At 70.3% G+C, this 22,978-nt stretch carries 20 protein-coding genes and 1 riboswitch; of the genes, 5 read left to right on the top strand and 15 right to left on the bottom strand.

Going from position 1 to position 22,978, the window contains the following annotated elements:
• Nucleotides 1-2: 2 nt before the first annotated feature.
• The 6 genes from RAC69_RS13310 to RAC69_RS13335 all read right to left on the bottom strand — a co-directional run bounded on the left by RAC69_RS13310 (nt 3) and on the right by RAC69_RS13335 (nt 7,488).
• Nucleotides 3-407, bottom strand: a complete 405-nt coding sequence (locus tag RAC69_RS13310) for an NUDIX domain-containing protein (protein WP_341935166.1) — start codon at nt 405-407, stop codon at nt 3-5.
• Nucleotides 400-1,782: an FAD-binding oxidoreductase gene (locus RAC69_RS13315; RefSeq protein WP_375087226.1), complete on the bottom strand. Its 1,383-nt coding sequence runs from the start codon at nt 1,780-1,782 to the stop codon at nt 400-402. Before RAC69_RS13315 ends, RAC69_RS13310 begins: the two co-directional genes overlap by 8 nt.
• 60 nt (nt 1,783-1,842) lie before the next feature.
• Nucleotides 1,843-2,214 carry a YrdB family protein gene (locus RAC69_RS13320; protein ID WP_341935164.1) on the bottom strand — a complete coding sequence of 124 codons (372 nt, stop codon included), beginning with the start codon at nt 2,212-2,214 and terminating at the stop codon, nt 1,843-1,845.
• Nucleotides 2,215-2,275: 61 nt separating this feature from the next.
• On the bottom strand, nt 2,276-4,339 hold the full coding sequence (locus RAC69_RS13325) for a sigma-70 family RNA polymerase sigma factor (protein ID WP_375087227.1): 2,064 nt from the start codon (nt 4,337-4,339) through the stop codon (nt 2,276-2,278).
• A gap of 471 nt (nt 4,340-4,810) precedes the next feature.
• Nucleotides 4,811-5,971 (bottom strand): N-acetylglucosamine-6-phosphate deacetylase, encoded by a 1,161-nt coding sequence (locus RAC69_RS13330; protein WP_375087228.1) that lies wholly within the window; start codon nt 5,969-5,971, stop codon nt 4,811-4,813.
• A gap of 2 nt (nt 5,972-5,973) precedes the next feature.
• Nucleotides 5,974-7,488, bottom strand: coding sequence for a family 20 glycosylhydrolase (locus RAC69_RS13335; RefSeq protein ID WP_375087229.1), 1,515 nt, complete (start codon nt 7,486-7,488; stop codon nt 5,974-5,976).
• 54 nt (nt 7,489-7,542) lie between these two features.
• Nucleotides 7,543-7,627: riboswitch (ZMP/ZTP riboswitch) on the top strand.
• Nucleotides 7,628-7,665: 38 nt separating this feature from the next.
• Between RAC69_RS13335 and glyA the strand changes: the two genes are divergently transcribed.
• Both glyA and RAC69_RS13345 read left to right on the top strand, forming a co-directional pair.
• The gene (glyA, locus tag RAC69_RS13340) at nt 7,666-8,940 is read left to right on the top strand and encodes a serine hydroxymethyltransferase (protein WP_375087230.1); all 1,275 of its coding nucleotides are present in this window, start codon (nt 7,666-7,668) and stop codon (nt 8,938-8,940) included.
• Complete coding sequence (locus tag RAC69_RS13345; protein WP_341935159.1) at nt 8,937-9,815, top strand: bifunctional methylenetetrahydrofolate dehydrogenase/methenyltetrahydrofolate cyclohydrolase; 879 nt, start codon at nt 8,937-8,939, stop codon at nt 9,813-9,815. Before glyA ends, RAC69_RS13345 begins: the two co-directional genes overlap by 4 nt.
• Nucleotides 9,816-9,933: 118 nt before the next feature.
• On the opposite strand, the gene RAC69_RS13350 is transcribed toward RAC69_RS13345, so the two are convergent.
• The 8 genes from RAC69_RS13350 to RAC69_RS13385 all read right to left on the bottom strand — a co-directional run bounded on the left by RAC69_RS13350 (nt 9,934) and on the right by RAC69_RS13385 (nt 18,483).
• A complete protein-coding gene (locus RAC69_RS13350; RefSeq protein ID WP_375087231.1) occupies nt 9,934-10,653 on the bottom strand; it encodes a DUF6882 domain-containing protein in 720 nt (239 codons plus the stop codon).
• Nucleotides 10,654-10,675: 22 nt separating this feature from the next.
• Entirely contained in the window at nt 10,676-11,926 is a 1,251-nt protein-coding gene (locus RAC69_RS13355; protein ID WP_375087232.1) for an MFS transporter, read from the bottom strand.
• Nucleotides 11,927-12,044: 118 nt separating this feature from the next.
• Nucleotides 12,045-12,848, bottom strand: a complete 804-nt coding sequence (locus tag RAC69_RS13360) for an HpcH/HpaI aldolase/citrate lyase family protein (protein WP_375087233.1) — start codon at nt 12,846-12,848, stop codon at nt 12,045-12,047.
• Nucleotides 12,833-13,618: a 2-keto-4-pentenoate hydratase gene (locus RAC69_RS13365; RefSeq protein ID WP_375087234.1), complete on the bottom strand. Its 786-nt coding sequence runs from the start codon at nt 13,616-13,618 to the stop codon at nt 12,833-12,835. The genes RAC69_RS13360 and RAC69_RS13365 overlap by 16 nt, the downstream gene beginning before the upstream one ends.
• A gap of 10 nt (nt 13,619-13,628) precedes the next feature.
• Nucleotides 13,629-14,765 carry a 3,4-dihydroxyphenylacetate 2,3-dioxygenase gene (gene hpaD, locus RAC69_RS13370; protein WP_375087235.1) on the bottom strand — a complete coding sequence of 379 codons (1,137 nt, stop codon included), beginning with the start codon at nt 14,763-14,765 and terminating at the stop codon, nt 13,629-13,631.
• A 30-nt stretch (nt 14,766-14,795) separates the two neighbouring features.
• The gene (hpaE, locus tag RAC69_RS13375) at nt 14,796-16,292 is read right to left on the bottom strand and encodes a 5-carboxymethyl-2-hydroxymuconate semialdehyde dehydrogenase (RefSeq protein WP_375087236.1); all 1,497 of its coding nucleotides are present in this window, start codon (nt 16,290-16,292) and stop codon (nt 14,796-14,798) included.
• On the bottom strand, nt 16,289-16,987 hold the full coding sequence (locus tag RAC69_RS13380; RefSeq protein WP_341935152.1) for a GntR family transcriptional regulator: 699 nt from the start codon (nt 16,985-16,987) through the stop codon (nt 16,289-16,291). Before RAC69_RS13380 ends, hpaE begins: the two co-directional genes overlap by 4 nt.
• Entirely contained in the window at nt 16,984-18,483 is a 1,500-nt protein-coding gene (locus tag RAC69_RS13385) for a fumarylacetoacetate hydrolase family protein (protein ID WP_375087237.1), read from the bottom strand. Before RAC69_RS13385 ends, RAC69_RS13380 begins: the two co-directional genes overlap by 4 nt.
• Before the next feature lie 152 nt (nt 18,484-18,635).
• Here RAC69_RS13385 and RAC69_RS13390 point away from each other — a divergent pair, with 152 nt between their 5' ends.
• The 3 genes from RAC69_RS13390 (at nt 18,636) to RAC69_RS13400 (ending at nt 22,378) form a co-directional block, all read left to right on the top strand.
• Nucleotides 18,636-20,015 (top strand): MFS transporter, encoded by a 1,380-nt coding sequence (locus RAC69_RS13390; protein WP_375087238.1) that lies wholly within the window; start codon nt 18,636-18,638, stop codon nt 20,013-20,015.
• Nucleotides 20,016-20,020: 5 nt separating this feature from the next.
• A complete protein-coding gene (locus RAC69_RS13395) occupies nt 20,021-21,886 on the top strand; it encodes an FAD-dependent monooxygenase (RefSeq protein ID WP_375087239.1) in 1,866 nt (621 codons plus the stop codon).
• 111 nt (nt 21,887-21,997) lie between these two features.
• Nucleotides 21,998-22,378 carry a VOC family protein gene (locus tag RAC69_RS13400; protein ID WP_375087240.1) on the top strand — a complete coding sequence of 127 codons (381 nt, stop codon included), beginning with the start codon at nt 21,998-22,000 and terminating at the stop codon, nt 22,376-22,378.
• A gap of 15 nt (nt 22,379-22,393) precedes the next feature.
• On the opposite strand, the gene RAC69_RS13405 is transcribed toward RAC69_RS13400, so the two are convergent.
• Nucleotides 22,394-22,828: an NUDIX hydrolase gene (locus tag RAC69_RS13405; RefSeq protein WP_375087241.1), complete on the bottom strand. Its 435-nt coding sequence runs from the start codon at nt 22,826-22,828 to the stop codon at nt 22,394-22,396.
• Nucleotides 22,829-22,978 lie beyond the last annotated feature (150 nt).

Here is a 22,978-nt window from a genome sequence, read left to right on the forward strand (position 1 = left end):
TGTCAGCTCCCGCGCGCCCAGGCGAGCGGGAGCAGGTGCTCCACGCTGAGGGGCGCGAGCGGCAGCGTCTCGGCATCCTGAGGCGTGATCCAGCGCAGTTCGGCGAGTTCGGCCTGCACGGTCACGTCGGCCTGGGCGATGTCGACCGCGAACGCGTCGGCGACCACGCGATGACCCGGCTCGTTCGCGGCGGCCGACACGAAACGGCCGAGCGGCGCGAGGTCGGCGTCGACGAGACGCAGGCCGAGCTCCTCGTGCAGTTCGCGGATCAGCGTCTGCGCCGGGGTCTCGCCGGCCTCCGGCTTGCCACCCGGCTGCATGAACCGGGTCGTGCCGTGCTTGCGGACGACGAGCACGCGACCGGCGGGGTCGACGATCACGGCGGCGCTCACGTGGATGTCAGGCATCGGCGGCGAACACCTTCCCCGGGTTGAGGATGCCGAGGGGATCGAAGACACGCGCGATCTGCCGCTGCAACTGCCACTGATCGTCGCCGAGCTCGTCGGCGAGCCAGCGGCTCTTGAGCGTGCCGATGCCGTGCTCGCCCGTCAGGGTGCCGCCCAGGGCGATGGCTGCACGGAACAGCTCGTCGGCAGCCGCCCAGATGTGCGGGGGAGTATCCGACCCCTCGAAGATGAAGTTGGGGTGCAGATTGCCGTCGCCGGCGTGCGCGACGGTGGGGATCGTGATCCCGTACGCCTGCTCGATGCGGGCGATCTCGTCGAACATCGCGGGCATCGCGCTCCGGGGCACGGAGACGTCTTCGATGAGGGTCGTGCCGAGCGACGCCATCGCCGCGTGCATCGACCGGCGGATCGCCAGCAGTCGCTCGCCCTCCTCGCGGTCGGACGACACCTGCACCGCACCGTCGTGGGCCGCGAGGACGTCGGCGATCACCGCGGCCTCGGCGGCCGCGGCCGGTCCGTCGGTCTGGATGGTCAGTTGAGCGCTGCCTTCGCCGGGGGAGGGCAGGTCGAGCAGGGCCGCCACGGCGGCGAGGCTCGCGGCATCCATCAGCTCCATGATCGCGGGCTGGACTCCGGATGCCGTCACCGCGGCGGACGCGGCGGCCGCGCGGCGCACGTCGGGGAAGACGGCGGCGATCGTGCACGTCGTCCCGGCGACGAGGCGGCGCAGCTTCAGCGTGGCGCCGACGACCACGCCCAGCGTGCCCTCGGACCCGATCACGAGGGAGGTCAGGTCGAGACCCGTGACCCCCTTCACGCTGCGGTGGCCGAGGTGCAGGAGGCGGCCGTCGGCGAGCACGAGGTCGACGCCGAGCACGGCGTCGCGCACGACGCCGTACTTCGCGCACAGCAGGCCGCCGGCGCCCGTGGCGATGTTGCCGCCGACCGTCGAGGTCGCACGGCTCGCGGGGTCGGGAGCCCACCAGAGCCCGTGCTCGGCGAGGGCGTCGTTGAGGTCGGCGTTGAGGATGCCTGGCTCGACGACCGCGAGCAGGTCGTCTGCGCGCACCTCACGGATCGCGGTCATGCGGCGCGTGGAGAGGACGATCTCGCCGTCGCCGGCATTCGCCGCCCCGGCGAGTCCCGTGCCGGCTCCGCGCACGACCACGGGCGTGCGCGTGCGGGTCGCGATGCGCATGACGGTCTGCACGTGTTCCACGGTCTCCGCATGCACGACCGCGATCGGGCGACCAGGGGCGGCGTGGCCGGAGCTGTCGGCTCTGGCCTGTTCGAGCACGGCGCCGTCGGTGTCGACGAGACCGCCGAGCGCGTCGACGAGCAGGTCGAGGGCCGCCGTGCCGGACGCCGTCGTCATGGCCGCACCCTCACGCCCGAGGCGCGGGCTCGACAGCGCGGATGCCGGAGTCGCCGGTCGTCATGCGATGCGCCGCCGGCCGCTGACGACCCCGGCGCCCACGGCGACGAGGGCGAAGGCCAGACCGATGACGGGCTGATCCATGAGCCACCACGCGATCGTGACGCTGACGTAGATGAGCAGCTCCACCGCCGCGCGCAGGAAGGGGTGCAGGCGCAGCACCGGTCGCGGCGACAGGAACAGAGCCCAGACGAGGATGACGAGAACCGGTGCCCCGATGCCGAGGACGATGTTCCAGGGCAGCGGCCAGGTGGCGAAGCCCCACAGCGCGAGCGTCGCGACGGAGATCACCAGGACGATCGAGCGGATGACGTCGAGCGCGGTGATGGTCGGGCGGTTCACGCCGGGTACGGCAGAGGGTTCCTCGGGCATGGTCCCAGTCTAATTCGCCGCGGATCTGCGCCGGACTTCGCGATGGAGCGGCCGGCCGCGATCAGGGGACGGGGAGGACCGCGTCGACCGCGGTCGACTCGTCCACGAGGAGTTCCTGGACAGGCGCGTCGACCACGGCGAACGTCTCGTTCTCCACCGGTGCCTGCTCCACCGGTGCCTGCTCTGCCGGTGCCTGACCGACCGGTTGCTGCGATGCCGGTGCCTGTTCAGCCGGTGTCTGCTCCGCCGGAGCCTGCGCGGGCTCGACGACGGGCGCGGGGGTGGTGACGGCATCCGCTGGCAGGGCGGCGTCTGCGGGAAGCTCGGCGTCTGCGGGGACGTCGGCGGGAGCGTCAGCGCCCTCCTCCGGTACCAGGGAGCAGAGGATGATGCCCGGATCGAACGAGTGCAGGTCGCGGAGCGTGGTCGTGGTGGCGGTGCCGGTCACGCCGTCGCCGACGTAGAAGAACTCGACCGTCGCGTTGGTGCAGAGCTGCTGCAGCGTCGGCCGCAGGTCGATCGTGCCGTAGCCGACGGCGGGGTCGGTGTCGGCAGCCGTGAGCACCGTCTGACCGGTACCGCCGGAGCCTCCGCCGATGCGCGACCCGACCGTGGCGCCTGTGGCACCCGACACGGGGACGACGTAATGGGTCGTGACGATGTTGGGGCCGCCGATGACGAACTCCGCAGTCGCCCGCGAGAAGCCGGGTGACCCCGCGGGAACCCCGGGCTGCTCCGTGCCGGGCTCTTCCGTTCCCGGCCCTTCGCCGCCGGCTTCTTCGCCACCGGGCGTGGTGACGGGCGGCGCGATCGGGGCGGACGGAGCTGCCGCGGCGGGCGCGGTCGTGGGGGCCTGGTCCTCGGCGGGCTCGGGCGTCACCGGAGTCTCGACCGGGGGGACGACGGGCTCGGGGGCCGGGGTCTCGACGGTGACGGGCTTGTCGGCCGCCATTGCCTCGTCGGGACCGACGTCGGCGCTGATCGACGACGAGTTGCTGTCGCCCGCGCTGGGCAGAGACGCCGCGGGGTTCGCTCCGGCGAGTCCGGGGATGATGGTCGCCGCCGTGACGACGCCGGCGACGATGAGGGCGGCTGAGCCTGCGCCGACCAGGGCGCCCACTCCGCTGAGCACGCCTCCGCCCGCGGCGCCGGCGCCACCGGACCCGCCTGCTCCTGCTCCTCCGGCGCCCGACGAGGCTCCGCCGGCGCCCGACGAGGCTCCTCCGGTGGCGGCGGCGCCGGAGCCGACCACGACGGCGCCCTGGGTGATGGCCGACGGCATCGCGGCGAGGGCGACGACGGGGGCTCCGCCCGCCTGCAGGGTGGCCAGGTAACCGGTCGCGCCGGTGACGCCGAGCACGAGCGGAAGGAGCACGAGGGCGAGGCGCGTCGAGACGTCTTTGGCCTCCGCGGCGACGATCATGCAGCGCGCGCAGTCTTCGAGATGTGCTTCGAGACGCTTCTTGTCGCGCACGCCCAGGTTGCCGCGCGAGTACGCGCCGAGGTGTTCGATGGTCCACTGGCAGTCGGAGCCGGGCTCGGCGCTGCGCAGGTGCGCCTGGATCCAGGCCTCGCGCAGACCTTCGCGAGCGCGGAAGGCGAGCTGCGAGACGGCACCCGCCTTCATGCCGAGAAGGGGGCCGGCTTCGGCCGGCTTCATCTGCTCGATCTCGGTGTACCAGAGCACCTCCTGCCACCGCGAGGGGAGGCTGCGGAAGGCCTGGGCCGTGAGGCTGCGGTCGAGAGCCTCGTTCGTGGCCTGCTCGGTGCTGTCGGGGTCGGCGACCGTGTCGAGCTCGTCGATGGCCGACTCCCGGCGCGAGCGCCCCCATGCGGCCGCGGTGTTGCGGATGCTCGTGAACAGGTACGCGCGGAAGGAGCCGTTCGGGCCGCCGCCCTTGATGATCGCCTGATAGATGCGCGTGTACGACTCCTGGACGAGGTCGTCGGGGTCGATGGACGAGGTGATGGAGCGGGCGACGGACATGCCCGACGGGTAGTGACGTCTCCAGAGTTCGCCGAAGGCGGCGGCGTCACCCGAGCGGGTGCGCAGTACGAGGTCGGCGTCGGCGATGGTCTCTTCGTTCGAGACCTTCTGGTCGTTCGCTGTGGTGTCCTGGCTCACTGTCATCCATCTGTCATGGAGAGCGGATGCGTCTCCACATGAAGAGACGCGTGAGACCGTCCTTCATCACGCGCCTTCTTCATTCTCCCTCCGATCTCCCCGGTTCGCCACCCCGGGATGGAACTCTCATCGATCGCCTCCCGGCGGGAAAATCCCAGGTCAGAGTGATTCCACACGAGGGCTCAAAAGAAATCCGAAGAAAATCTGAGAAGTCGCGTAATGAATCGCGAGGGCCTTCGTCTCATCCCATAGAGACTGCCATGGTCCTCCACCGGGGGGCGGAAGGACCAGGCGCTGGTGCCGAGGGGCATGAGCACCGGTGAATGGCGGGTCGGGCACCTCGGGGGAGGAGTTCCCGGCCCGCCAGCTCTGAGAAGGGAGAGTGCGGGGGCCGCCATTCTGGGGAAAGGCGGCCCTCCACCCTGAAAAGAAGACCGGAGAGCGCAGAGCTGCGCGTCGTCGCGCAGCGAGCTAGGGGAGTTCGCCCACCCAGATGCGCGCGACGCGCAGCTCCGCATCCAGAAGCACGGCGTCGCCGGCGTACTCGGGGGAGAGCGCGCCGAGCCGGTCGCCGTATCCGATCGCGGACGCGGGGGTGCGCGTGAGGGCGCGGACTGCGACGGGGAGCGGGATTCCTGCGGCCACCGCGCGCTGCAGAGCGACGTCCTGCGTGAGCGTCGAACCGGCGATCGATCCGGTGTCGTCGGCACGGGCGATGCCGTCCTGCACGGTCACGCTCACGGCGCCGAGGTCGTAGTGCCCGTCGGCGCTTCCCGCTGCGGCCATGGCGTCGGTGATCAGCGCCACGCGGTCGGGAGCGGAGTCGAAGAGCAGCTTCACGACATGCGGGTCGAGGTGCACGTCGTCGGCGATCGCCTCGAGCACGACGCGGTGGTCGGCTGCTGCCGTCAGCACCGGGCCCGGCGCGCGGTGATGGATGCCGGGCATCGCGTTGAACGCGTGGGTGAGGATCGACGCTCCGGCGTCGAACGCCGCGCGGGCCATCTCGGCGTCTGCGTCGGTGTGGCCGACGGCCGCCGCCGCTCCCGCCTCGACGATCAGCCGCACGGCATCCAACCCGCCTGGCAGCTCCGGCGCGATCGTGACCTGGCGCACGGTGCCGGAGCCCGCCTCGAGCAGTCGGGCCACGTCCGCCGCCACCGGAGCGCGGAGCAGGCTCGGTTCGTGGGCGCCGTGGTGTCCGGGGTCGAGGAACGGCCCCTCCAGGTGCGAGCCGAGGATGTCGCGGTCGCTGCGCATGAGCTCCGCGATCTCGGCGACACGGTGCGCGAGGTCGTCGAGCGGAGCCGTGACGAGCGACACCACGGCGCGGGTGGTGCCGTGTGCGCGGTGCAGGGCACGGGCCGTGCGGATCGCGTCGATCCCGTCGTCGAAAGCCGCTCCCGCGCCGCCGTGCCCGTGGATGTCGATGAAGCCGGGGGTGAGCACAGCGCCCCGGCCTGCGGCCTCCTGCGCATCGACGATCAGATCAGCCGGATCCCACGTGCTCCCGGTGCCGGTCGAGACGACGAGGCCGTCCTCGATGCGCACCCAGGCGTCGTCGACGACGGTGCCGCCGTCCACCAGCCGTGCGCGGTGGATCACGAGCGACCCAGAGGCGGTCGGCGCCACCGTCACTGCTCGACCCAGTCGATCTCGGGTGAGGCGTGGAAGTTCACGCCGCGGACGCGCCACCCCGGTGCGAGCGTCGCGATGCGGTCGCGGAACGACTCCCAGTCGCGCCCTTCGCCCTCCTGCGGCGACCAGGCGACCTCCGCGAGCGCCGCCGCGCGCGGGAACACGAGCTGCTCGACGTCGGCGTACGTGCGCGTGGTCTCGCTCCACAGCGGCGCCTCGATGCCGAGCACGGCGCTGTCCGGCACGTCGAGCACGGCGGTCGGGTCCCACGAGTACGCGCGCTGCACGTCGACCACGGCGGCCCAGGTGAGGCCGAGCGGGAAGTCGGGCGTGTACTTCATGTCGAGGTAGGCGGCGTCCGCGGCCGACACGATGAGCGCGCCGCCGCGTTCGACGAAGCGCGCCGCCTCGGCGGCGTGCGTCTCGGAGGGCGTCGTCATGCCCCAGTACTGGCCGACGGTGCCTTCGGCGATGCCGGCGGCCGACCCCATCTCGTGCCAGGCGACCGGGATCCGGCCCTCCTCGATCACGATGGCGGTGGCGCGCTCGGCGAACAGGTCGAAGTCGGCCTGCGGGGTGCCGAGCGACTCGTCGCCCCCGATGTGGATGTACGGCCCGGGGGTGAGCTCGACGAGCTCACGGATCACATCGCGCACGAAGTCGTACGTGCGCTCCTCGTGGATCCGGACGCTCGAGTGGCCGACACCCCAGCCGAGGTACGGCTCGCCCTTCACGGGGAGCGGCTGGTCGAGCTCCTTCGCCTGCGACACGAGGGCGTCGTTGAGCACGGGTTCCTCGACGAGGTCGGGGTAGGCGACGCCGATCGCGTGCGTGTGCCCGGGGAGGTCGATCTCGGGGATGACGATCATGTGCCGCGCGGCCGCGTACGCCACGATGTCGCGGTACTCGTCCTTCGTGTAGAAGCCGCCGCGGTCGCCGTCGGCCGCCGACGCCGACGACAGCTCCGTGAGCTTCGGCCACGAGTCGATCTGGATGCGCCAGCCCTGGTCGTCGCTGAGATGCAGGTGCAGGTGGTTGTACTTGAGCGCGCTGGTCTCGTCGATGAAGCGCTTGACCTCGGCCACGTCGAAGAAGTGGCGGGTGACGTCGAGCATGACTCCGCGGCGGGGGAACCGCGGAGCATCGGTGATCTCGACGCGGGGGAGGCTCCAGACGCCGCTCTCCTCGGTCAGCAGCTGCAGGAGCGTCTGCACGCCGTAGAAGAGCCCCGCCTCGTCGCCGCCGACGATCTGCAGGTTCTCCCCGATCGAGAGGCGGTATCCCTCCGTCGGTGCGGCGCCGGACTCCACGCGCAGGGTGATCGCGCCGGGCTCGGCGACGTCGGTCGTGGTGAGGCGGATGCCGGTGCGGTGCGCCACGGCATCCATCAGCTGGATCGCTGCGGGGGAGTCGCCGATGACTCGCATGCTCTCGGTGACCGGCATCCGCCCTTCGCCGACGATGGCGGAGGCGGGGAGGGGGACCAGAGGGAGGGGAAGAGGACGGACCATGAACAAAAACCTACCCTGCGGACGCGCCGCCACGACAGGGCGGATCCGGTATGCTCGAACCGTCGCGACTGGCGTCTGGGTGGACTACCACCGGGGAGCGACTGACCACGGACTTCGACCGCGCGCCTGGGCCGATAGGAACACCCTTCGATTCCGTTGTCAGAGGAGCATGTCACCATGACCGACCGTTACTTCAACGCCCCGCTCGCCGAGGTCGACCCCGAGATCGCTCAGGTCCTCGACCGCGAGCTCGCCCGTCAGCAGACGTTCCTCGAGATGATCGCGTCCGAGAACTTCGTGCCCGTCTCCGTGCTGCAGTCGCAGGGCTCCGTCCTGACGAACAAGTACGCTGAGGGCTACCCCGGCCGTCGCTACTACGGCGGCTGCGAAGAGGTCGACGTCGCCGAGGAGCTCGCGATCCAGCGCGCGAAGGATCTGTTCGGCGCCGAGTTCGCCAACGTCCAGCCGCACTCCGGCGCGTCGGCGAACGCCGCCGTGCTGCACGCGATCGCCCGCCCCGGCGACACCCTGCTCGGTCTGTCGCTCGACCAGGGCGGCCACCTCACACACGGCATGAAGATCAACTTCTCCGGCCGGCTCTACGACATCGTCGCCTACGGCGTGAACCCCGAGACCTCGGTCATCGACATGGACGAGGTGCGCCGCCTCGCTCTCGAGCACAAGCCCAAGGTCATCATCGCCGGCTGGTCGGCGTACCCCCGCACCCTCGACTTCGAGGCGTTCCGCGCGATCGCCGACGAGGTCGGAGCGCTGCTCTGGGTCGACATGGCGCACTTCGCCGGCCTCGTCGCCGCCGGTCTGCACCCGAACCCCGTGCCGCACGCACACGTCGTGTCGTCGACCGTGCACAAGACGATCGGCGGCCCCCGCTCGGGCTTCATCCTCACGAACGACGCAGACATCGCCAAGAAGATCAACACCGCGGTCTTCCCCGGTCAGCAGGGCGGCCCGCTCATGCACGTGATCGCGGCGAAGGCGACCGCGTTCAAGCTCGCGGCGACGTCCGAGTTCGCGGAGCGCCAGCAGCGCGTCCTCCGCGGGGCCTCGATCATCGCCGAGCGTCTGTCGCAGCAGGACGTGAAGGACGCCGGCATCGGCGTCCGCTCCGGCGGCACCGACGTGCACCTCGTGCTGGTCGACCTGCGGGATGCCGAGCTCGACGGCAAGCAGGCCGAAGACCTGCTGCACGAGATCCACATCACCGTGAACCGCAACGCGGTGCCGAACGACCCGCGGCCGCCGATGGTGACCTCGGGCCTGCGCATCGGCACGCCCGCCCTCGCGACGCGCGGATTCGGTGACGCCGAGTTCACCGAGGTCGCCGACGTCATCGCCCTGGCGCTCATCCCCGGTGCCGACGTCGAGGCGCTCCGCGCTCGGGTCGACGCGCTCGCCGCCGCCTTCCCGCTGTACCCGGACCTGCAGCAGTGACCGCTCGCGTTCTCGACGGCAAGGCGGCGTCGGCCGCGATCAAGGCCGAGCTCACCGAGCGGGTCGCCGCGCTGAAGGAGAAGGGGATCGTCCCCGGCATCGCCACGGTGCTGGTCGGCGCCGACCCGGCATCCCAGCTCTACGTCGGCATGAAGCACCGGCAGTCCGAGGCGATCGGCATGAACTCGATCCAGCGCGAGCTGCCGGCCGATGCGACGCAGGCCGACGTCGAGGCTCTGATCGACGAGCTCAACGCCGACGACAGCTGCCACGGCTACATCGTGCAGCTGCCGCTGCCGAAGCACATCGACACCGACGCGATCCTCGAGCGGATCGACCCGGCGAAGGATGCCGACGGCCTGCACCCCACCAACCTGGGGCGCCTCGTGCTCAACGTCAACAGCCCGATCCACACGCCGCTGCCGTGCACGCCGCGCGGAGTGATCGAGCTGCTGCTGCGCAACGACTACGACCTGAAGGGCAAGCACGTGGTCGTCGTCGGCCGCGGCGTGACGATCGGTCGTTCGATCGGGCTGCTGCTGACGCGCCGGGACCTGAACGCCACCGTCACGCTGACGCACACGGGCACGGTCGACATGCCGCGCTACCTGCGTGAGGCCGACGTGATCGTGGCCGCCGCCGGGGTGAAGCATCTCATCCGCGCCGAGGACGTCAAGCCGGGCGCAGCGGTGCTCGACGTGGGCGTGACGCGCGAGACCGACCCCGAGACGGGCAAGAACCTCGTCTTCGGCGACGTGCACCCCGACGTGGCCGAGGTCGCGGGCTGGGTGTCGCCGAACCCGGGTGGCGTGGGGCCGATGACGGTCGCGCTGCTCATGACGAACGTGGTCGAGGCCGCGGAGCGGTTGGCCTGACAGGCGCTACGGTCGCAGATCAGCTTCGGTGTCGCAGGGATTCTCCGGATCCCTGCGACACCGCTGCATGTGTGCGACGCGCGGATCAGCTGTCGGACGCCAGGCCGAGTCGTTCGACCTAGCCCTGGGGCTGCAGGCTGCTCTCGATGTTCGCGATGCGCGCCTGGTCGTCGAAGCGGAACGTCGCCGAGCCGCTGGAGTCGGTCACCGTCGCGCCCGAGAACGACTCGTCCGTCCAGCTGAGGTTCCAGCCGGCGAGGCGAGCGGCATCCCACACCGAGGTGCGTGCGTCGGGAAGAGCGAGGCCCGACAGGATACGGGGGAGCGCGATCGCGGCGGACGCGACCGTGAGCGGTGGGATCGGGGCGTCGAGGAGGAACACCGCGGAGGTCCCGCCACCCACCGGGGCCACGTAGTACGGCGAGCGGCCGGTCAGCTCGACCGCGACCGCTCCGACGGTGTGGCCCGCCGAGGCGATCCACTCGTCGCCCCCGGCGTCGGCGGGGAAGGGAAGCTCGGCGTCGCTGAGCGCGGGGATGCCGTGCTCGGTGCCGTAGTCCCGCAGCTGGGCCGCGATCCCCGCGGCATCGCCCTGCGGGTGCGCCCATGCCCAGAGCAGCGAGCGGGGTCCGGGGGCGATCGTGGCGACGAGGTGCGCGCGGGCGACGAGCTGGCGTGCCGGATCGGCGTTCGACGTGAACGTGATCGTGCCGGCGGCCATGTCGGCATCCCAGCGGTTGTCGCCGAGCTTCTCGAGCTCCTGCGCCAGGGCGTCCTGACGGAGGGCGGTGAACAGTGCGGCACGGTCGGCGAGGGGCTGGAGCGCGGCGAAGGTCATGCTCACAGTCTCACCCGGATTGCTATGAATCCGCCAACCCGCTGGGTCGGCTGCCGAGTGCTTCGGCGGGCCGCCCCATGCGCCAGACGCTCGGCACCGCGAGGGCGAGCAGGGCGATCACGGCGTATGCGGCCCCCGACCAGATGAGCACGGTGACGACGTCGCTGTGCGTGACGAGCCAGCCGTAGACGAGGGTGCCGACGGGCAGCACCACGTAGCTGCCGAGCATGTCGTAGCTGTAGACGCGCGAGAGCTTGTCGCCCGGCACGTTCTCCATCATGGCGACGTTCCATCCGGTGCTGAAGACCTCGGCGCCCGCTCCCGCGAGGAACGCGGCGATCGCGAGGAGCACCACGGCGGGGTGGACGCCGAGCACAGTGAGGGGGATCGCGAACGTCGCCATTCCGATCATGCCGTACCGCAGGGGGCGCTTCAGTGGGAACCACATCAGCACCAGCGTCATGAGGAGGATGCCGAGGCCCTCGGCGCTCACCACCCACCCCCACCCGGCGACGCCGAGCCGGTCGTCGTTCTTCGCGATGTAGGGGCCGACGACGCCCCAGGCTCCGATGTGGATGGCGTTCATGATCATGAACGCCACGACGATCGTCCACAGCCAGGCGCGGCTCGAGAACTCCTGCCAGCCGACACGGAGGTCGTGGAACAGGGAGGTGCCGCCCCCGTGCACGGGGGGAGGGAGTCGCACCATCGCGAGGATCGGGATCGCGACGGCCCACGCGACGGCCTGCGCGACCATGACCCAGGCGGGGCCGGCGGTGGCGACGACGATGCCGGCGATGATGGGGCCGCCGATGGTGGTCGCCGAACGCACGAAGGACAGCATCGCATTGGCCTGCTGCAGGTGCTCCGGCGTGGTCAGCTGCGGGATGATGCCCTGCATCGCCGGGAGCACGAACGCGGTCGACGCGCCGTTGAGCACGGAGAGCAGCGCGAGCAGCGGGATGGTCGCCGTGCCGGTGAACAGCAGGGCGGCCATCGCCCCGATGCTGACGATGTCGATCACGTAACAGGACTGGATGATGAGCGCCCGAGGCAGACGGTCGGCCACGACGCCGCCGAACAGCAGGAAGACGACGTTGCTGAGCGTGAACGCGGCGAGCACGAGAGACAGCGACTGCGGGTCGTTGTCGATCTCGAGCACCGCGAATGCGAGCGCGATCGACGACATCGACCCGGTGATCATCGTGATCGCGCGGGCGAGGAAGAACCAGCGGAATCCACGGTCCTGCATCGCGGCGAGAGCGCGGATCATCGCGCGGGGTCACTCGTGTGCATCAGACCATCCTGGCACCGGTCGGCCGACGTCGAATCGCGCGAATGGCGACTGCGGACCTGCCGAAAGTGCGATTCGCGCGATTCGAAAGGACTGATCAGTAGCTCGCGCGCTCGGAGCCGTCGGATGCCGGGATGAATCGCGCGGCCAGAGCCTCGGACGCGCGGGCGAGGAGTGCCACGTCGGCGCCGACCGCGACGAAGGCGGCGTCGGCGGCGATGTACGCATCAGCGGCGGTCGGATCGAACGCGTTCACGCCGACCGGCTTCCCCGCCGCCCGCACGGCCGCGAACACGCTCTCGACGGCGGCGACCACGTCCGGATGCGTCTGCTGACCGAGCAGTCCCATCGAGGCCGACAGGTCGGACGGGCCGACGAAGACGGCATCCACTCCGTCGACGGCTGCGATCTCGGACGCCGCGGCGACGCCCGCCGCGGTCTCGATCTGCACCGCGAGCGAGGTGTGCCGGGAGGAGTCGCGGAGGTATCCGTCGACGCGGTTCCACCGGGCGCTGCGGGCGAGCGCGCTGCCGACGCCGCGGACGCCGTCGGGCGGATAGCGGGTGGCGGCGACGGCCGCGCGGGCCTCTTCGGCGGACGACACCATCGGCACGATGATGTTCTGCGCGCCGAGATCCAGCACCTGCTTGATCGACACGGGGTCGTTCGACGGCACCCGCACGACGGGTGTGATCGGATACGCCGCGACGACCTGCAGCTGCACCAGGGTGGACTCGAGCGTGTTCGCCGAGTGCTCCATGTCGATCAGCAGCCAGTCCAGCCCGGATCCCGCGGCGACCTCGGTGACGAGCGGACTGCCCGAGCACGCCCACATCCCGATCAGGGGACGGGGTGATCCCGTGAGGGCTTCGCGGAACGACGCGTCTAGACGAAGCGGCATGTGATGGTTCCCATCGGTCCGTAGTCGCACAGCACCTCGTCGCCGCGCGACACCCACAGGGGGCGTGTGAACGATCCTGCCAGGATGATCTCGCCCGCTTCCAGGCGCGCGCCGTGCTGATGGAACTTGTTCGCGAGCCAGGCCACGCCCGTGGCCGGGTGCCCGAGCACTCCGGCGGCGACGCCGGTCTCCTCGATCTCTCCGTTGCGCGACAGCACGCCGGGCACCCAGCGCAGGTCGATCTCGTCCGGCCTCCGGCGCTCGGTGCCGAGCACCATCGCCCCGTACGCCGCGTTGTCGCTGATCGTGTCGACGATCGTGCGCCCTTCGAGCTCGATGTGCGAATTGAGCACTTCGAGGGCGGGGACGGCGTAGTCGATCGCCGCGAGTGCGTCGTCGAGCGTGCAGTCGGGGCCCTCGAGCGCGGTCTTCAGCACGAAGGCGAGTTCCACCTCGATGCGCACGTTCGAGAAGTGGTCTGTCGGGATCTCGGCCCCCGACTCGTATACGGTGTCGTCGAACATGACGCCGTAGTCGGGCTCGGTGATGCCGGTCGCCTGCTGCATCGCCTTCGACGTCAGGCCGATCTTGCGGCCGACCAGACGGCGACCCGCGGCGATCTGCGCATCGCGCCACACGCCCTGGATCGCATAGGAGTCCTCGACCGTCGCCTCCGGATAGCGCGCGGTGATGCGCGGGATGACGCCGTGCGTGCGGTCGGCTTCCGCGAGCTCGGCGGCGATCCGTGCGATGTCGTCGTGAGAGAGCATCCGTTTCCCCTTACAGCTGGTTGCCGAGCTTCTTCTCGCCCTCGTCGGCGCGCGTGTACGAGAAGCCGTCGGCGCCGATCGTCACGGCCATCTCCGAGCTGTCGGTGCGCGCGACGACCGGCTGCGGGTTGCCGTCGAGGTCGAGAACGAGCGAGGCGTCGGTGTACCAGGAGGGCACGACCGGGTTGCCCCACCAGTCGCGACGCTGGTTGTCGTGCACGTCCCACGTGATCACGGGGTTGTCGGGGTCGCCCGTGTAGTAGTCCTGCGTGTAGACCTCGACGCGGTGCCCGTCGGGGTCGCGCAGGTACAGGTAGAACGCGTTGCTCACCCCGTGGCGGCCCGGCCCGCGCTCGATCGCGTCGGACCGCCGCAGAGCGCCCAGCTTGTCGCAGATCGCGAGGATGTTGTGCTTCTCGTGGGTCGCGAAGCACACGTGGTGCATGCGGGGGCCGTCGCCGCCGGTCATGGCCGTGTCGTGGACGGTGGGTTTGCGCCGCATCCAGGCCGCGTAGACCGTGCCCTCGTCGTCCTGGATGTCCTCCGTGACGCGGAATCCGAGGTCCTGCATGAACTTCACGGCGCGCGGCACGTCGGGGGTGACCTGGTTGAAGTGGTCGAGGCGGACGAGCTCGCCGGGGATGTGCAGGTCGTACCGCCACGACATCCGCTCGACGTGGTCCGACTGGTGGAAGAACTCGATCGGGAAGCCGAGCGGGTCGACGACGCGCACCGAGTCGCCGACGCCCTTCACGAAGCCCTCCGGGTTGCGGCGCACGTCGCAGCCGAGCTCCGAGTAGAACGCGACGGCGTGGTCGAGGTCCTCGGGAGAGCGCACGCGGTACGAGAACGCGGCGACCGCCGCGACCGGGCCCTTGCGCAGGACGAGGTTGTGGTGGATGAACTCCTCGGTCGAGCGCAGGTAGATCGCCTCGTCGTCCTCCTCCGTCACGTACAGGCCGAGCACGTCGACGTAGAAAACGCGCGATGCGGCGAGGTCGGTGACGACGAGCTCCATGTACGCGCAGCGCAGGACGTCGGGCGGGGTGCTCTGCGGCGTTGCGATCGGGTTCTCCGTGCGGATCGGCGCCTCCTGGCTCACGTAGTAGCCGGCGGAGGTGAGGGTCATCTCGTGGCGGTCGGTCATGTCAGCGTCCTCGCTGTCTCGTGGCGGTCGTCAGTTCTTGCCGAAAGTGGGGTTGTGCGCCCCGCCGAGCGTGATGTGCACGCTCTGCTGGTCGGTGTAGAAGTCGATCGAGCGGTAGCCGCCCTCGTGACCGAGGCCGGACGCCTTCACGCCGCCGAACGGGGTGCGGAGGTCGCGCACGTTGTTGCTGTTGAGCCACACCATGCCGGCCTCCACCGCCTGCGCGACGTTGTGGGCGCGCTTCAGGTCGTTGGTCCAGATGTACGCCGCGAGGCCGTACTTCGTGTTGTTCGCGAGCGCGAGAGCCTCGTCGTCCGAGTCGAACGGCGTGATCGCGACGACCGGGCCGAAGATCTCCTCCTGGAAGATGCGTGCGTCGGGAGAGACGTCGGCGAACACGGTCGGTGCGACGAAGTTCCCCTCCTCGAACCCGTCCGGACGGCCGCCGCCGGCGACGAGGCGGCCCTCGGTCTTGCCGATCTCGACGTAGCTCATCACCTTGTCGTAGTGCTCGGGGTGCACGAGTGCGCCGACCTCGGTGGCGGGGTCGTGCGGGTAGCCGACCTTCACGCGCTTCGCCTGAGCCGCGTAGCGCTCGACGAACTCGTCGTAGATCGACCGCTCGACGATGATCCGGGACCCGGCGGTGCAGCGCTCGCCGTTGAGCGAGAACACGCCGAAGATGGTGGCATCCACCGCTGCCTCGATGTCGGCGTCGGCGAACACGATCGCGGGCGACTTGCCGCCGAGCTCCATCGACAGGCCCTTCAGGTACGGCGCGGCATTGCCGAAGATGATCTGCCCCGTGCGGCTCTCCCCGGTGAACGAGATGAGCGGGACGTCCGGATGCTTCACGAGGGCGTCACCGGCATCCTCGCCCAACCCGTTGACGAGGTTGAAGACGCCCTGGGGCAGCCCTGCCTCCTCGAAGATCCCCGCCCAGAGCGACGCCGAGAGAGGCGTGAACTCGGCGGGCTTGAGCACCACGGTGTTGCCGGTGGCGAGCGCCGGGCCGAGCTTCCACGACTCGAGCATGAAAGGCGTGTTCCAGGGCGTGATGAGGCCCGCGACGCCGATCGGCTTGCGGTTCACATAGTTCATCTGCTTCCCGGGCACCTTGAAGGCGTCGTCGGACTGGGCGACGATCAGATCGGCGAAGAAGCGGAAGTTCTCGGCGGCGCGGCGGGCCTGGCCGAGGGCCTGCGTGATGGGCAGGCCAGAGTCGTACGACTCGAGCTCGGCGAGGCGCGCGTCGCGCGATTCCACGATGTCGGCGATGCGGTGCAGCACGCGCGAGCGCTCGCGCGGCAGCATCCGGGGCCAGGGGCCCTCCTGGAAGGCGCGCGTCGCTGCGGCGACCGCGAGATCGATGTCGGCCTTCTTGCCGGCGGACGCCGTCGTATAGGTCTGGTTGGTGACGGGGTCGAGCACGTCGAAGGTGTCGCCGTCGACCGAGTCGACGAAGGCCCCGTCGATGTAGTGCTGGATGTGATCGGGCAGGTCTGCGGGGATGCGGGAATCGGTCATGACTCGTCTCCAGAGGTGTCAAGGAAGCCGGGGTGAGGCGTACGGGTGTGCAGGGCGTCGAGGAAGGCGTCCCTCGTGCGCCAGCGATGATTGCGAGCCGCGAGCTCGATCTCCAGGGGGTCGGCGCCGATGCGGATCAGCTCGACGATCTGCGCGTGCTCCTCGACGGAGTGGTGCGCGCGACCGGGCACCGACGCGAACGTCGAGTCGCGGATGCCCGAGAGCCGCGACCATCCACGGTGGACGAGCTCCAGCAGATGCGGGTTGGGGCACGGCTCGAACAGCACGGAGTGGAACTGCCGGTTGAGCTCGGTGAACGCGTGCGCGTCGAAGTGGTCGAGCATCCGCGCCATGCGGTCGTTGATGCGCAGGGCCTCGTCGAGAGCGTCCTCGTCGAGCAGGGGAGCGGAGAGCGCGGTGGCCGCACCCTCGACGATCCCGAGCGTCTGCATGGTGTGCGCGTACTCGCTCTCGTCGACGAGGGTGACCCGTGCGCCGACGTTGCGCTCGAACGTGACGAGCCCCTCGGCTTCGAGACGGCGGATGGCCTCGCGCACCGGGACGACGCTCATCTTCAGGTCCTCGGCGATCGAGCCCAGCACGAGCCGGTACCCGGGGCTGAACATGTGGCCGGTGATGCGCGAGCGGATCCACTCGTACGCGACCTCGGACTTGCTCGTCGCCACCGCGGTCACGACCGGGCCTCGTACCGCGCGCGCCACTCGGCGTTCATCGGGAAGAGCCCGTCGACCGGGTGACCGGCGGCGACCTGCTCAGCGATCCACGTGTCCTCGTCCTCCTGGGCGAGGGTCGCGTCGACGACGTCCTCGACCAGCGCCGGCGGGATGACGATCACGCCGTCGCTGTCGGCGACGATGACGTCGCCCGGCTGCACGGTCGCCCCGCCGCAGGAGATCGTGACGTCGACGTCCCACGGGACGTGACGGCGACCGAGCACCGAGGGGTGGGCGCCCTGCGAGAACACCGGGAGCCCTATCTCGGCGACCGCGTCGAAGTCGCGCACCCCTCCGTCGGTGACGACGCCGGCCGCGCCGCGGGTCTGGGCGCGCAGCGCGAGGATGTCGCCCAGGGTGCCGCTCGTCGCGTCGCCTCGCGCCTCGATCACGATGACCTCGCCCTCGCCGACCGCGTCGAACGCGCGCTTCTGCGCGTTGTAGCCTCCGCCGTGCGCCGCGAACAGGTCTTCGCGGAACGGCACGAACCGCAGCGTCTTCGCCGTGCCGACGATCTTCACGCCGGGGATGTTCGCGGCGAGGCCGTCGACGAAGCAGGCGTGGTGCCCGCGCTTTCGCAGCTGCGCGGAGAGGCCGGCGGTCGGGGCGGCGAGGAGCTTCCGGCGGAGTTCGGGGGAGAGGGTTCCGTGGCTCTCGCGGCGCTTCGTCTCGTCGCTGCGCTCCTCGCTCGACGACGGGTCGGTCGATGCCGCGAGTCCGGCCGCCTCTGCCGACCCCCAGGCCTCGGTGCGCTGGAGGTCGTCGACTGCGGGCAGCGAGCCGAGCTCCGGGTCGAAGGGCACGTCGCCCTGGACCACGGTGGTGACGAGGCGTCCTGACGAGGGCGGGCCCGCGGCATCCGGGGCATCCACTTCGATCTCGACGACGTCGCCCGGCACGATGACCGACGACCCGGCGGGAGTCCCGGTGAGGATGACGTCGCCGGTCTCCAGCGTGAAGTGCTGCGAGAGGTCGGCGACGAGCTGCGCGAGCGGGAAGATCAGGCCGGCGGTGGTGTCGTCCTGCCGCAGCTCTCCGTTGACCCAGGCGCGGACGCGCAGGGCAGTCGGGTCGACGGTGCGGGCGTCGATGAACTCCGGTCCGAGCGGGGTGTACCCGTCGCCGCCCTTGGAGCGCACGTTGGAGCCCTTGTCGTTGGCGCGCAGGTCGTAGAGACCGAGGTCGTTCGATGCGGTGACCCACGCGACGTGGTCCCATGCGTCGGCGAGCGCGACCCGGCGCGCGGGGGCGCCGATGACGAGCGCGATCTCGCCCTCGAAGGCGAGCAGCTCGGTGCCGGCTGGACGCTCGACGGTTCCCCCGGAGACGCCGACGGAACTCGCGGGCTTGAAGAAGTACGACGGGGCGGCGGGGCGCCTGCCCCTCTGATCGGCGCGGGATCCGTAGCTCAGATGGATCGCGATGATCTTGCCGGGGCGGGTGATGGATGCCGTCACGGGGCGCCTCCTCGCGCGTCGTCTGCGGTGTCGTGCCGGACGCTTGTGCGTCGTATTCGAAATCGTATATCATCGTGTCCACGCCAGGCAAGCACTCGACCCGATCGAGGGGCGTGCCGTGACAGTGCGGTCACCATCAAAGGAGATACCCCATGAGCGGGCAGCCACAGGCCGGTTTCACCCCCACCGGCACCATCGCGACGGCAGCCGACCGGCGTCGTGTCGTCTTCGCCACCGTCGTCGGAACCACGGTCGAGTGGTACGACTTCTTCATCTACGCCACGGCCGTCGGACTCGTCTTCGGTCAGCTCTTCTTCGCGCCCCTCGGCGCCAACAGCGCGCTGATCGCCTTCGCCACGGTCGGTGTGAGCTTCCTGTTCCGCCCGCTCGGAGCGTTCCTCGCCGGGCACTACGGCGACAAGCTTGGACGCAAGACCGTGCTCATGTGGACGCTCATCCTCATGGGTGCCGCGACCGCCCTCATCGGCATCCTCCCCACGTACGAGGCGATCGGCATCACCGCCCCCGTGCTGCTGGTGCTGCTGCGCATCATCCAGGGCATCTCGGCCGGTGGCGAGTGGGGCGGCGCCGTGCTCATGGCGGTCGAGCACGCCCCCAAGGCGAAGCGCGGCATCTTCGGCGCCTCGCCGCAGATCGGCGTGCCGCTCGGCCTGCTGCTCGCGTCGGGCGTGATGGCGCTCATGACGGCGATCGCGCCGGGCGACCAGTTCCTCGCCTGGGGATGGCGCGTGCCCTTCCTGCTCAGCGTCGTGCTGATCCTCGTCGGCTACTACGTGCGTCGTCGTGTCGAGGAGAGCCCGGTGTTCGCCGAGCTCGCCGAGCGCAAGGAGAAGGCCAGGATGCCGATCGTGCAGCTGTTCAGGAAGCACCTGCTGCTCGTCATCATCGCGGCGTTCGTGTTCGCCGGCAACAACGCCGTGGGATACATGACCACCGGCGGATACATCCAGGGCTACGCCACGAACCCTGAGGGGCCGATCGGCCTCGAGCGCGGCCCCGTGCTGTGGGCCGTCGCGGGCTCCGCGGTGACGTGGCTCATCACGACCCTGCTCGCGGGCTGGATCTCCGACCGCATCGGCCGGCGCACCACCTACATCATCGGCTGGATCCTGCAGCTCGTCGGCGTGTTCACGCTGTTCCCGCTCGTCAACACGGGGCAGATCGGTCTGCTGTTCGCGGGCCTCGCGATCCTCACGATCGGCCTCGGCTTCACCTACGGCCCGCAGGCGGCGCTGTACACGGAGCTGTTCCCCGCCAGCATCCGCTTCTCGGGCGTCTCGATCTCGTACGCGATTGGCGCGATCGCCGGCGGCGCCTTCGCCCCGACCATCGCCACCGCCATCGTCGGCGCGACCGGCTCGACCGAAGCCGTCACCTGGTACCTCGCGGGCATGACCGTGCTCGGACTCGTCGCCACGCTGCTGCTGCGCGACCGCTCGCGGATCCCGCTCGGACCCGACCACGAAGAGGAGCAGTCGGTGAGTCCCGTCTACGGCCTGGCGAGGGTGTGACCCCGATGCAGTTCCACCACCACGGCTATGTGTCCGGAGACCCGCGCGTGCTGCCGGCGGGTTCCGCCGACCGCCCGGCCGATCTGCCGGACGAGGTCGACGTCCTCATCGTCGGGTCGGGGCCGGCGGGGATGCTCCTCGCCGCCCAGATGTCGCAGTATCCGGACGTGACCACGCGGATCATCGAGAAGCGCGACGGCCGCCTCGTGCTGGGGCAGGCCGACGGCATCCAACCGCGCAGCGTGGAGACGTTCCAGGCGTTCGGGTTCGCGGAGCGGATCATCGCCGAGGCCTACAACATCGGCTGGATGAACTTCTGGGGGCCGAACCCCGAGAAGCCCGAGGAGATCGTCCGTACGGCGCGCACCGCCGACTACGCGTACGACATCTGCGAGTTCCCGCACCTGATCGTGAACCAGGCGCGCGTGCTCGACTACTTCGCGGAGGCCGCCGCGAACGGGCCGGGGCGCATCGCGCCCGACTACGGCGTCGAGTTCACGGGCCTCACCGTGCACGAGGAGGGCGACTACCCGGTCGAGGTGGGCGTGCGCCACTCGGCCGGGGAGCGGGCGGGCCAGGAGCGCACGATCCGCGCGAAGTACGTCGTCGGGTGCGACGGCGCGCGGAGCGGAGTGCGTCAGGCCATCGGGCGCACGCACGTCGGCGCGAGCGCCGCGCACGCCTGGGGCGTCATGGACGTGCTCGTGAACACCGACTTCCCCGACTGGCGCACCAAGTGCGCGATCAACTCCGAGGCCGGCAACATCCTGCACATCCCTCGCGAGGGCGGCTACCTCAGCCGCATGTACATCGACCTCGGCGAGGTCGCGGCCGACGACGACCACCGCGTGCGCCAGACGCCCATCGCGGAGATCATCCGGCGGGCCAACGACATCCTGCGCCCCTACACGCTCGACGTGAAGGAGGTCGCCTGGCACAGCGTCTACGAGGTGGGGCACCGCGTGACCGACGGCTTCGACGACGTGATCGACGGCTCGGGGCGCACGCCGCGGGTCTTCCTCACCGGAGACGCCTGCCACACCCACAGCGCCAAGGCCGGGCAGGGCATGAACGTGTCGATGCAGGACGGCTTCAATCTCGGCTGGAAGCTCGGATCGGTACTCACCGGGCTGGCGCCGGAGGCCCTGCTCGCGACCTACTCGGCCGAGCGGCGGCCGGTCGCGCAGCAGCTCATCGACTTCGACCGGGAGTGGTCGTCGCTCATGGCGCGCAAGCCCTCGGAGATCACCGACCCCGGTGACCTCGCGACCTACTACCTCGCGACCGCCGAGTTCCCCTCCGGGTTCATGACGCAGTACACGCCGTCGATGATCACCGCATCGGATGCGCATCAGCGGCTCGCGGCGGGATTCCCGGTCGGCAAGAGGTTCGCCTCAGCGGAGGTCGTGCGCGTGGCGGACGGCAACGTCATCCATCTCGGGCACCACGCCCGCGCCGACGGGCGGTGGCGTGTCTACGCGTTCGGCGACCGCGACGGGGCGGCGCTCGCCGCGTGGGCGGAGGAGGCCGCTGCGGTGTTCGCGCGGTACACTCCGTCGGATGCCGATGTCGACGCCGTGTTCGACGTGAAGGCCGTGTATCAGCAGCCCTACGAGGAGGTCGAGGTCACGACCGCGCCGGCGCTGTTCCAGCCGCGGACCGGGCCGCTCGGGCTCACCGACTGGGAGAAGGTCTATGCGGCCGGACCCTCGAAGTGGACCGAGGTCGACATCTTCGAGGCCCGTGAGCTGTCCCGTGACGGGGTCGTCGTGGTCGTGCGCCCCGACCAGTACGTGGCCGCGGTGCTGCCGCTCCGCGCGGTCGACGAGCTCGGTGCGTTCCTGAAGGGGATGCTGCTGCCGGCATCCTGAGCTGTCCGCGAGCGATGCGGGGAGTGCGACCCGAGCACTGGTGCGATGTCGGTGGCCCCGCGTACGGTGAGTCCCGTCGGGCGAGGTCGCCCGCCGGAAAGGGTGTGTGCCATGTCGTGGAAGATCGAGCTCATCTTCGTGCCGGTGAGCGATGTCGACCGTGCGAAGGAGTTCTACACGAAGATCGGGTTCAACCCCGATCACGATCACACGCCGACCGAGGGGCTGCGGTTCGTGCAGATGACCCCGCCCGGGTCGGCGTGCTCGATCGCGTTCGGCACCGGGCTCGACATCCCGCTCGAGCCAGGTCAGCAGAAGACGATCCAGGTCGTGGTTCCCCACGCCGAAGAGGCGAAGGCGCAGCTGACCGCCCAGGGGGTCGAGGCTCGGGGAGTGGAAGACCTCGGCTGGGGGCGGTTCGTCTGGTTCGACGACCCGGACGGCAACACGTGGACGCTGCAGGAGCTCCCGGACTACAGCGCGCAGTCCTGACCTCCTCGCTGCTCGTCATCGCTCCGCGAGGGCGAGCAGCGCTTCCGGGGCGCCGGCGGGGAACAGCACGCGGGCGCCGGAGGTGATGTCGGCGATGGGTATCCATCGCACCGGACTGCCCTGGTCGAGGATCTCCAGCACGGCGTCGAGGGGCACGGCATCCAGCGCGCTGCTCGTCAGGGCGAAGAGGTGGGCGATCTCGTGTCCCGGCTCGCCCTTGTAGGTGAAGATGTTCTCGAAGACGCCCAGCGGTTCGGCGCTGTCGAGCTCGACGCCGAGCTCCTCCATGAACTCGCGATGCAGTGCCTCGACGGCGGTCTCGCCGAATTCGATTCCCCCGCCGATCGCGCGGAGGAAGTGGAGGTCGCGGGAGCCGTCGTACCCCTCGAGCGCGAGCACGTGACCCTGCTTGAGGGGAAGGCCGACGGCGATATTGCGGATGACGGGCATCCCGGCAGGTTAGCGCAGCGACGCATGCTCACGTTCTGCGGTGATCGGTCACTTCTGCGGCCGTTCTCACTCGGCGTGGCCGCAGAAGTGCCCCGTGGCCGCAGAAGTCGCGGGGAAAGACGGAGGTCGAGCTGAGCCAGGGGTCGTGGG

This window comes from Microbacterium sp. LS_15 (assembly GCF_041954735.1).
Taxonomy (GTDB): Bacteria; Actinomycetota; Actinomycetes; order Actinomycetales; family Microbacteriaceae; genus Microbacterium.

Coding starts and splice junctions, on each gene's coding strand:
- RAC69_RS13310 (WP_341935166.1), bottom strand. CDS start 407: ATGCCTGACATCCACGTGAGCGCCGCCGTGATCGTCGACCCCGCCGGT.
- RAC69_RS13315 (WP_375087226.1), bottom strand. CDS start 1,782: ATGACGACGGCGTCCGGCACGGCGGCCCTCGACCTGCTCGTCGACGCG.
- RAC69_RS13320 (WP_341935164.1), bottom strand. CDS start 2,214: ATGCCCGAGGAACCCTCTGCCGTACCCGGCGTGAACCGCCCGACCATC.
- RAC69_RS13335 (WP_375087229.1), bottom strand. CDS start 7,488: ATGGTCCGTCCTCTTCCCCTCCCTCTGGTCCCCCTCCCCGCCTCCGCC.
- glyA (WP_375087230.1), top strand. CDS start 7,666: ATGACCGACCGTTACTTCAACGCCCCGCTCGCCGAGGTCGACCCCGAG.
- RAC69_RS13350 (WP_375087231.1), bottom strand. CDS start 10,653: ATGACCTTCGCCGCGCTCCAGCCCCTCGCCGACCGTGCCGCACTGTTC.
- RAC69_RS13355 (WP_375087232.1), bottom strand. CDS start 11,926: ATGATCCGCGCTCTCGCCGCGATGCAGGACCGTGGATTCCGCTGGTTC.
- RAC69_RS13360 (WP_375087233.1), bottom strand. CDS start 12,848: ATGCCGCTTCGTCTAGACGCGTCGTTCCGCGAAGCCCTCACGGGATCA.
- RAC69_RS13365 (WP_375087234.1), bottom strand. CDS start 13,618: ATGCTCTCTCACGACGACATCGCACGGATCGCCGCCGAGCTCGCGGAA.
- hpaD (WP_375087235.1), bottom strand. CDS start 14,765: ATGACCGACCGCCACGAGATGACCCTCACCTCCGCCGGCTACTACGTG.
- hpaE (WP_375087236.1), bottom strand. CDS start 16,292: ATGACCGATTCCCGCATCCCCGCAGACCTGCCCGATCACATCCAGCAC.
- RAC69_RS13390 (WP_375087238.1), top strand. CDS start 18,636: ATGAGCGGGCAGCCACAGGCCGGTTTCACCCCCACCGGCACCATCGCG.
- RAC69_RS13395 (WP_375087239.1), top strand. CDS start 20,021: ATGCAGTTCCACCACCACGGCTATGTGTCCGGAGACCCGCGCGTGCTG.
- RAC69_RS13400 (WP_375087240.1), top strand. CDS start 21,998: ATGTCGTGGAAGATCGAGCTCATCTTCGTGCCGGTGAGCGATGTCGAC.
- RAC69_RS13405 (WP_375087241.1), bottom strand. CDS start 22,828: ATGCCCGTCATCCGCAATATCGCCGTCGGCCTTCCCCTCAAGCAGGGT.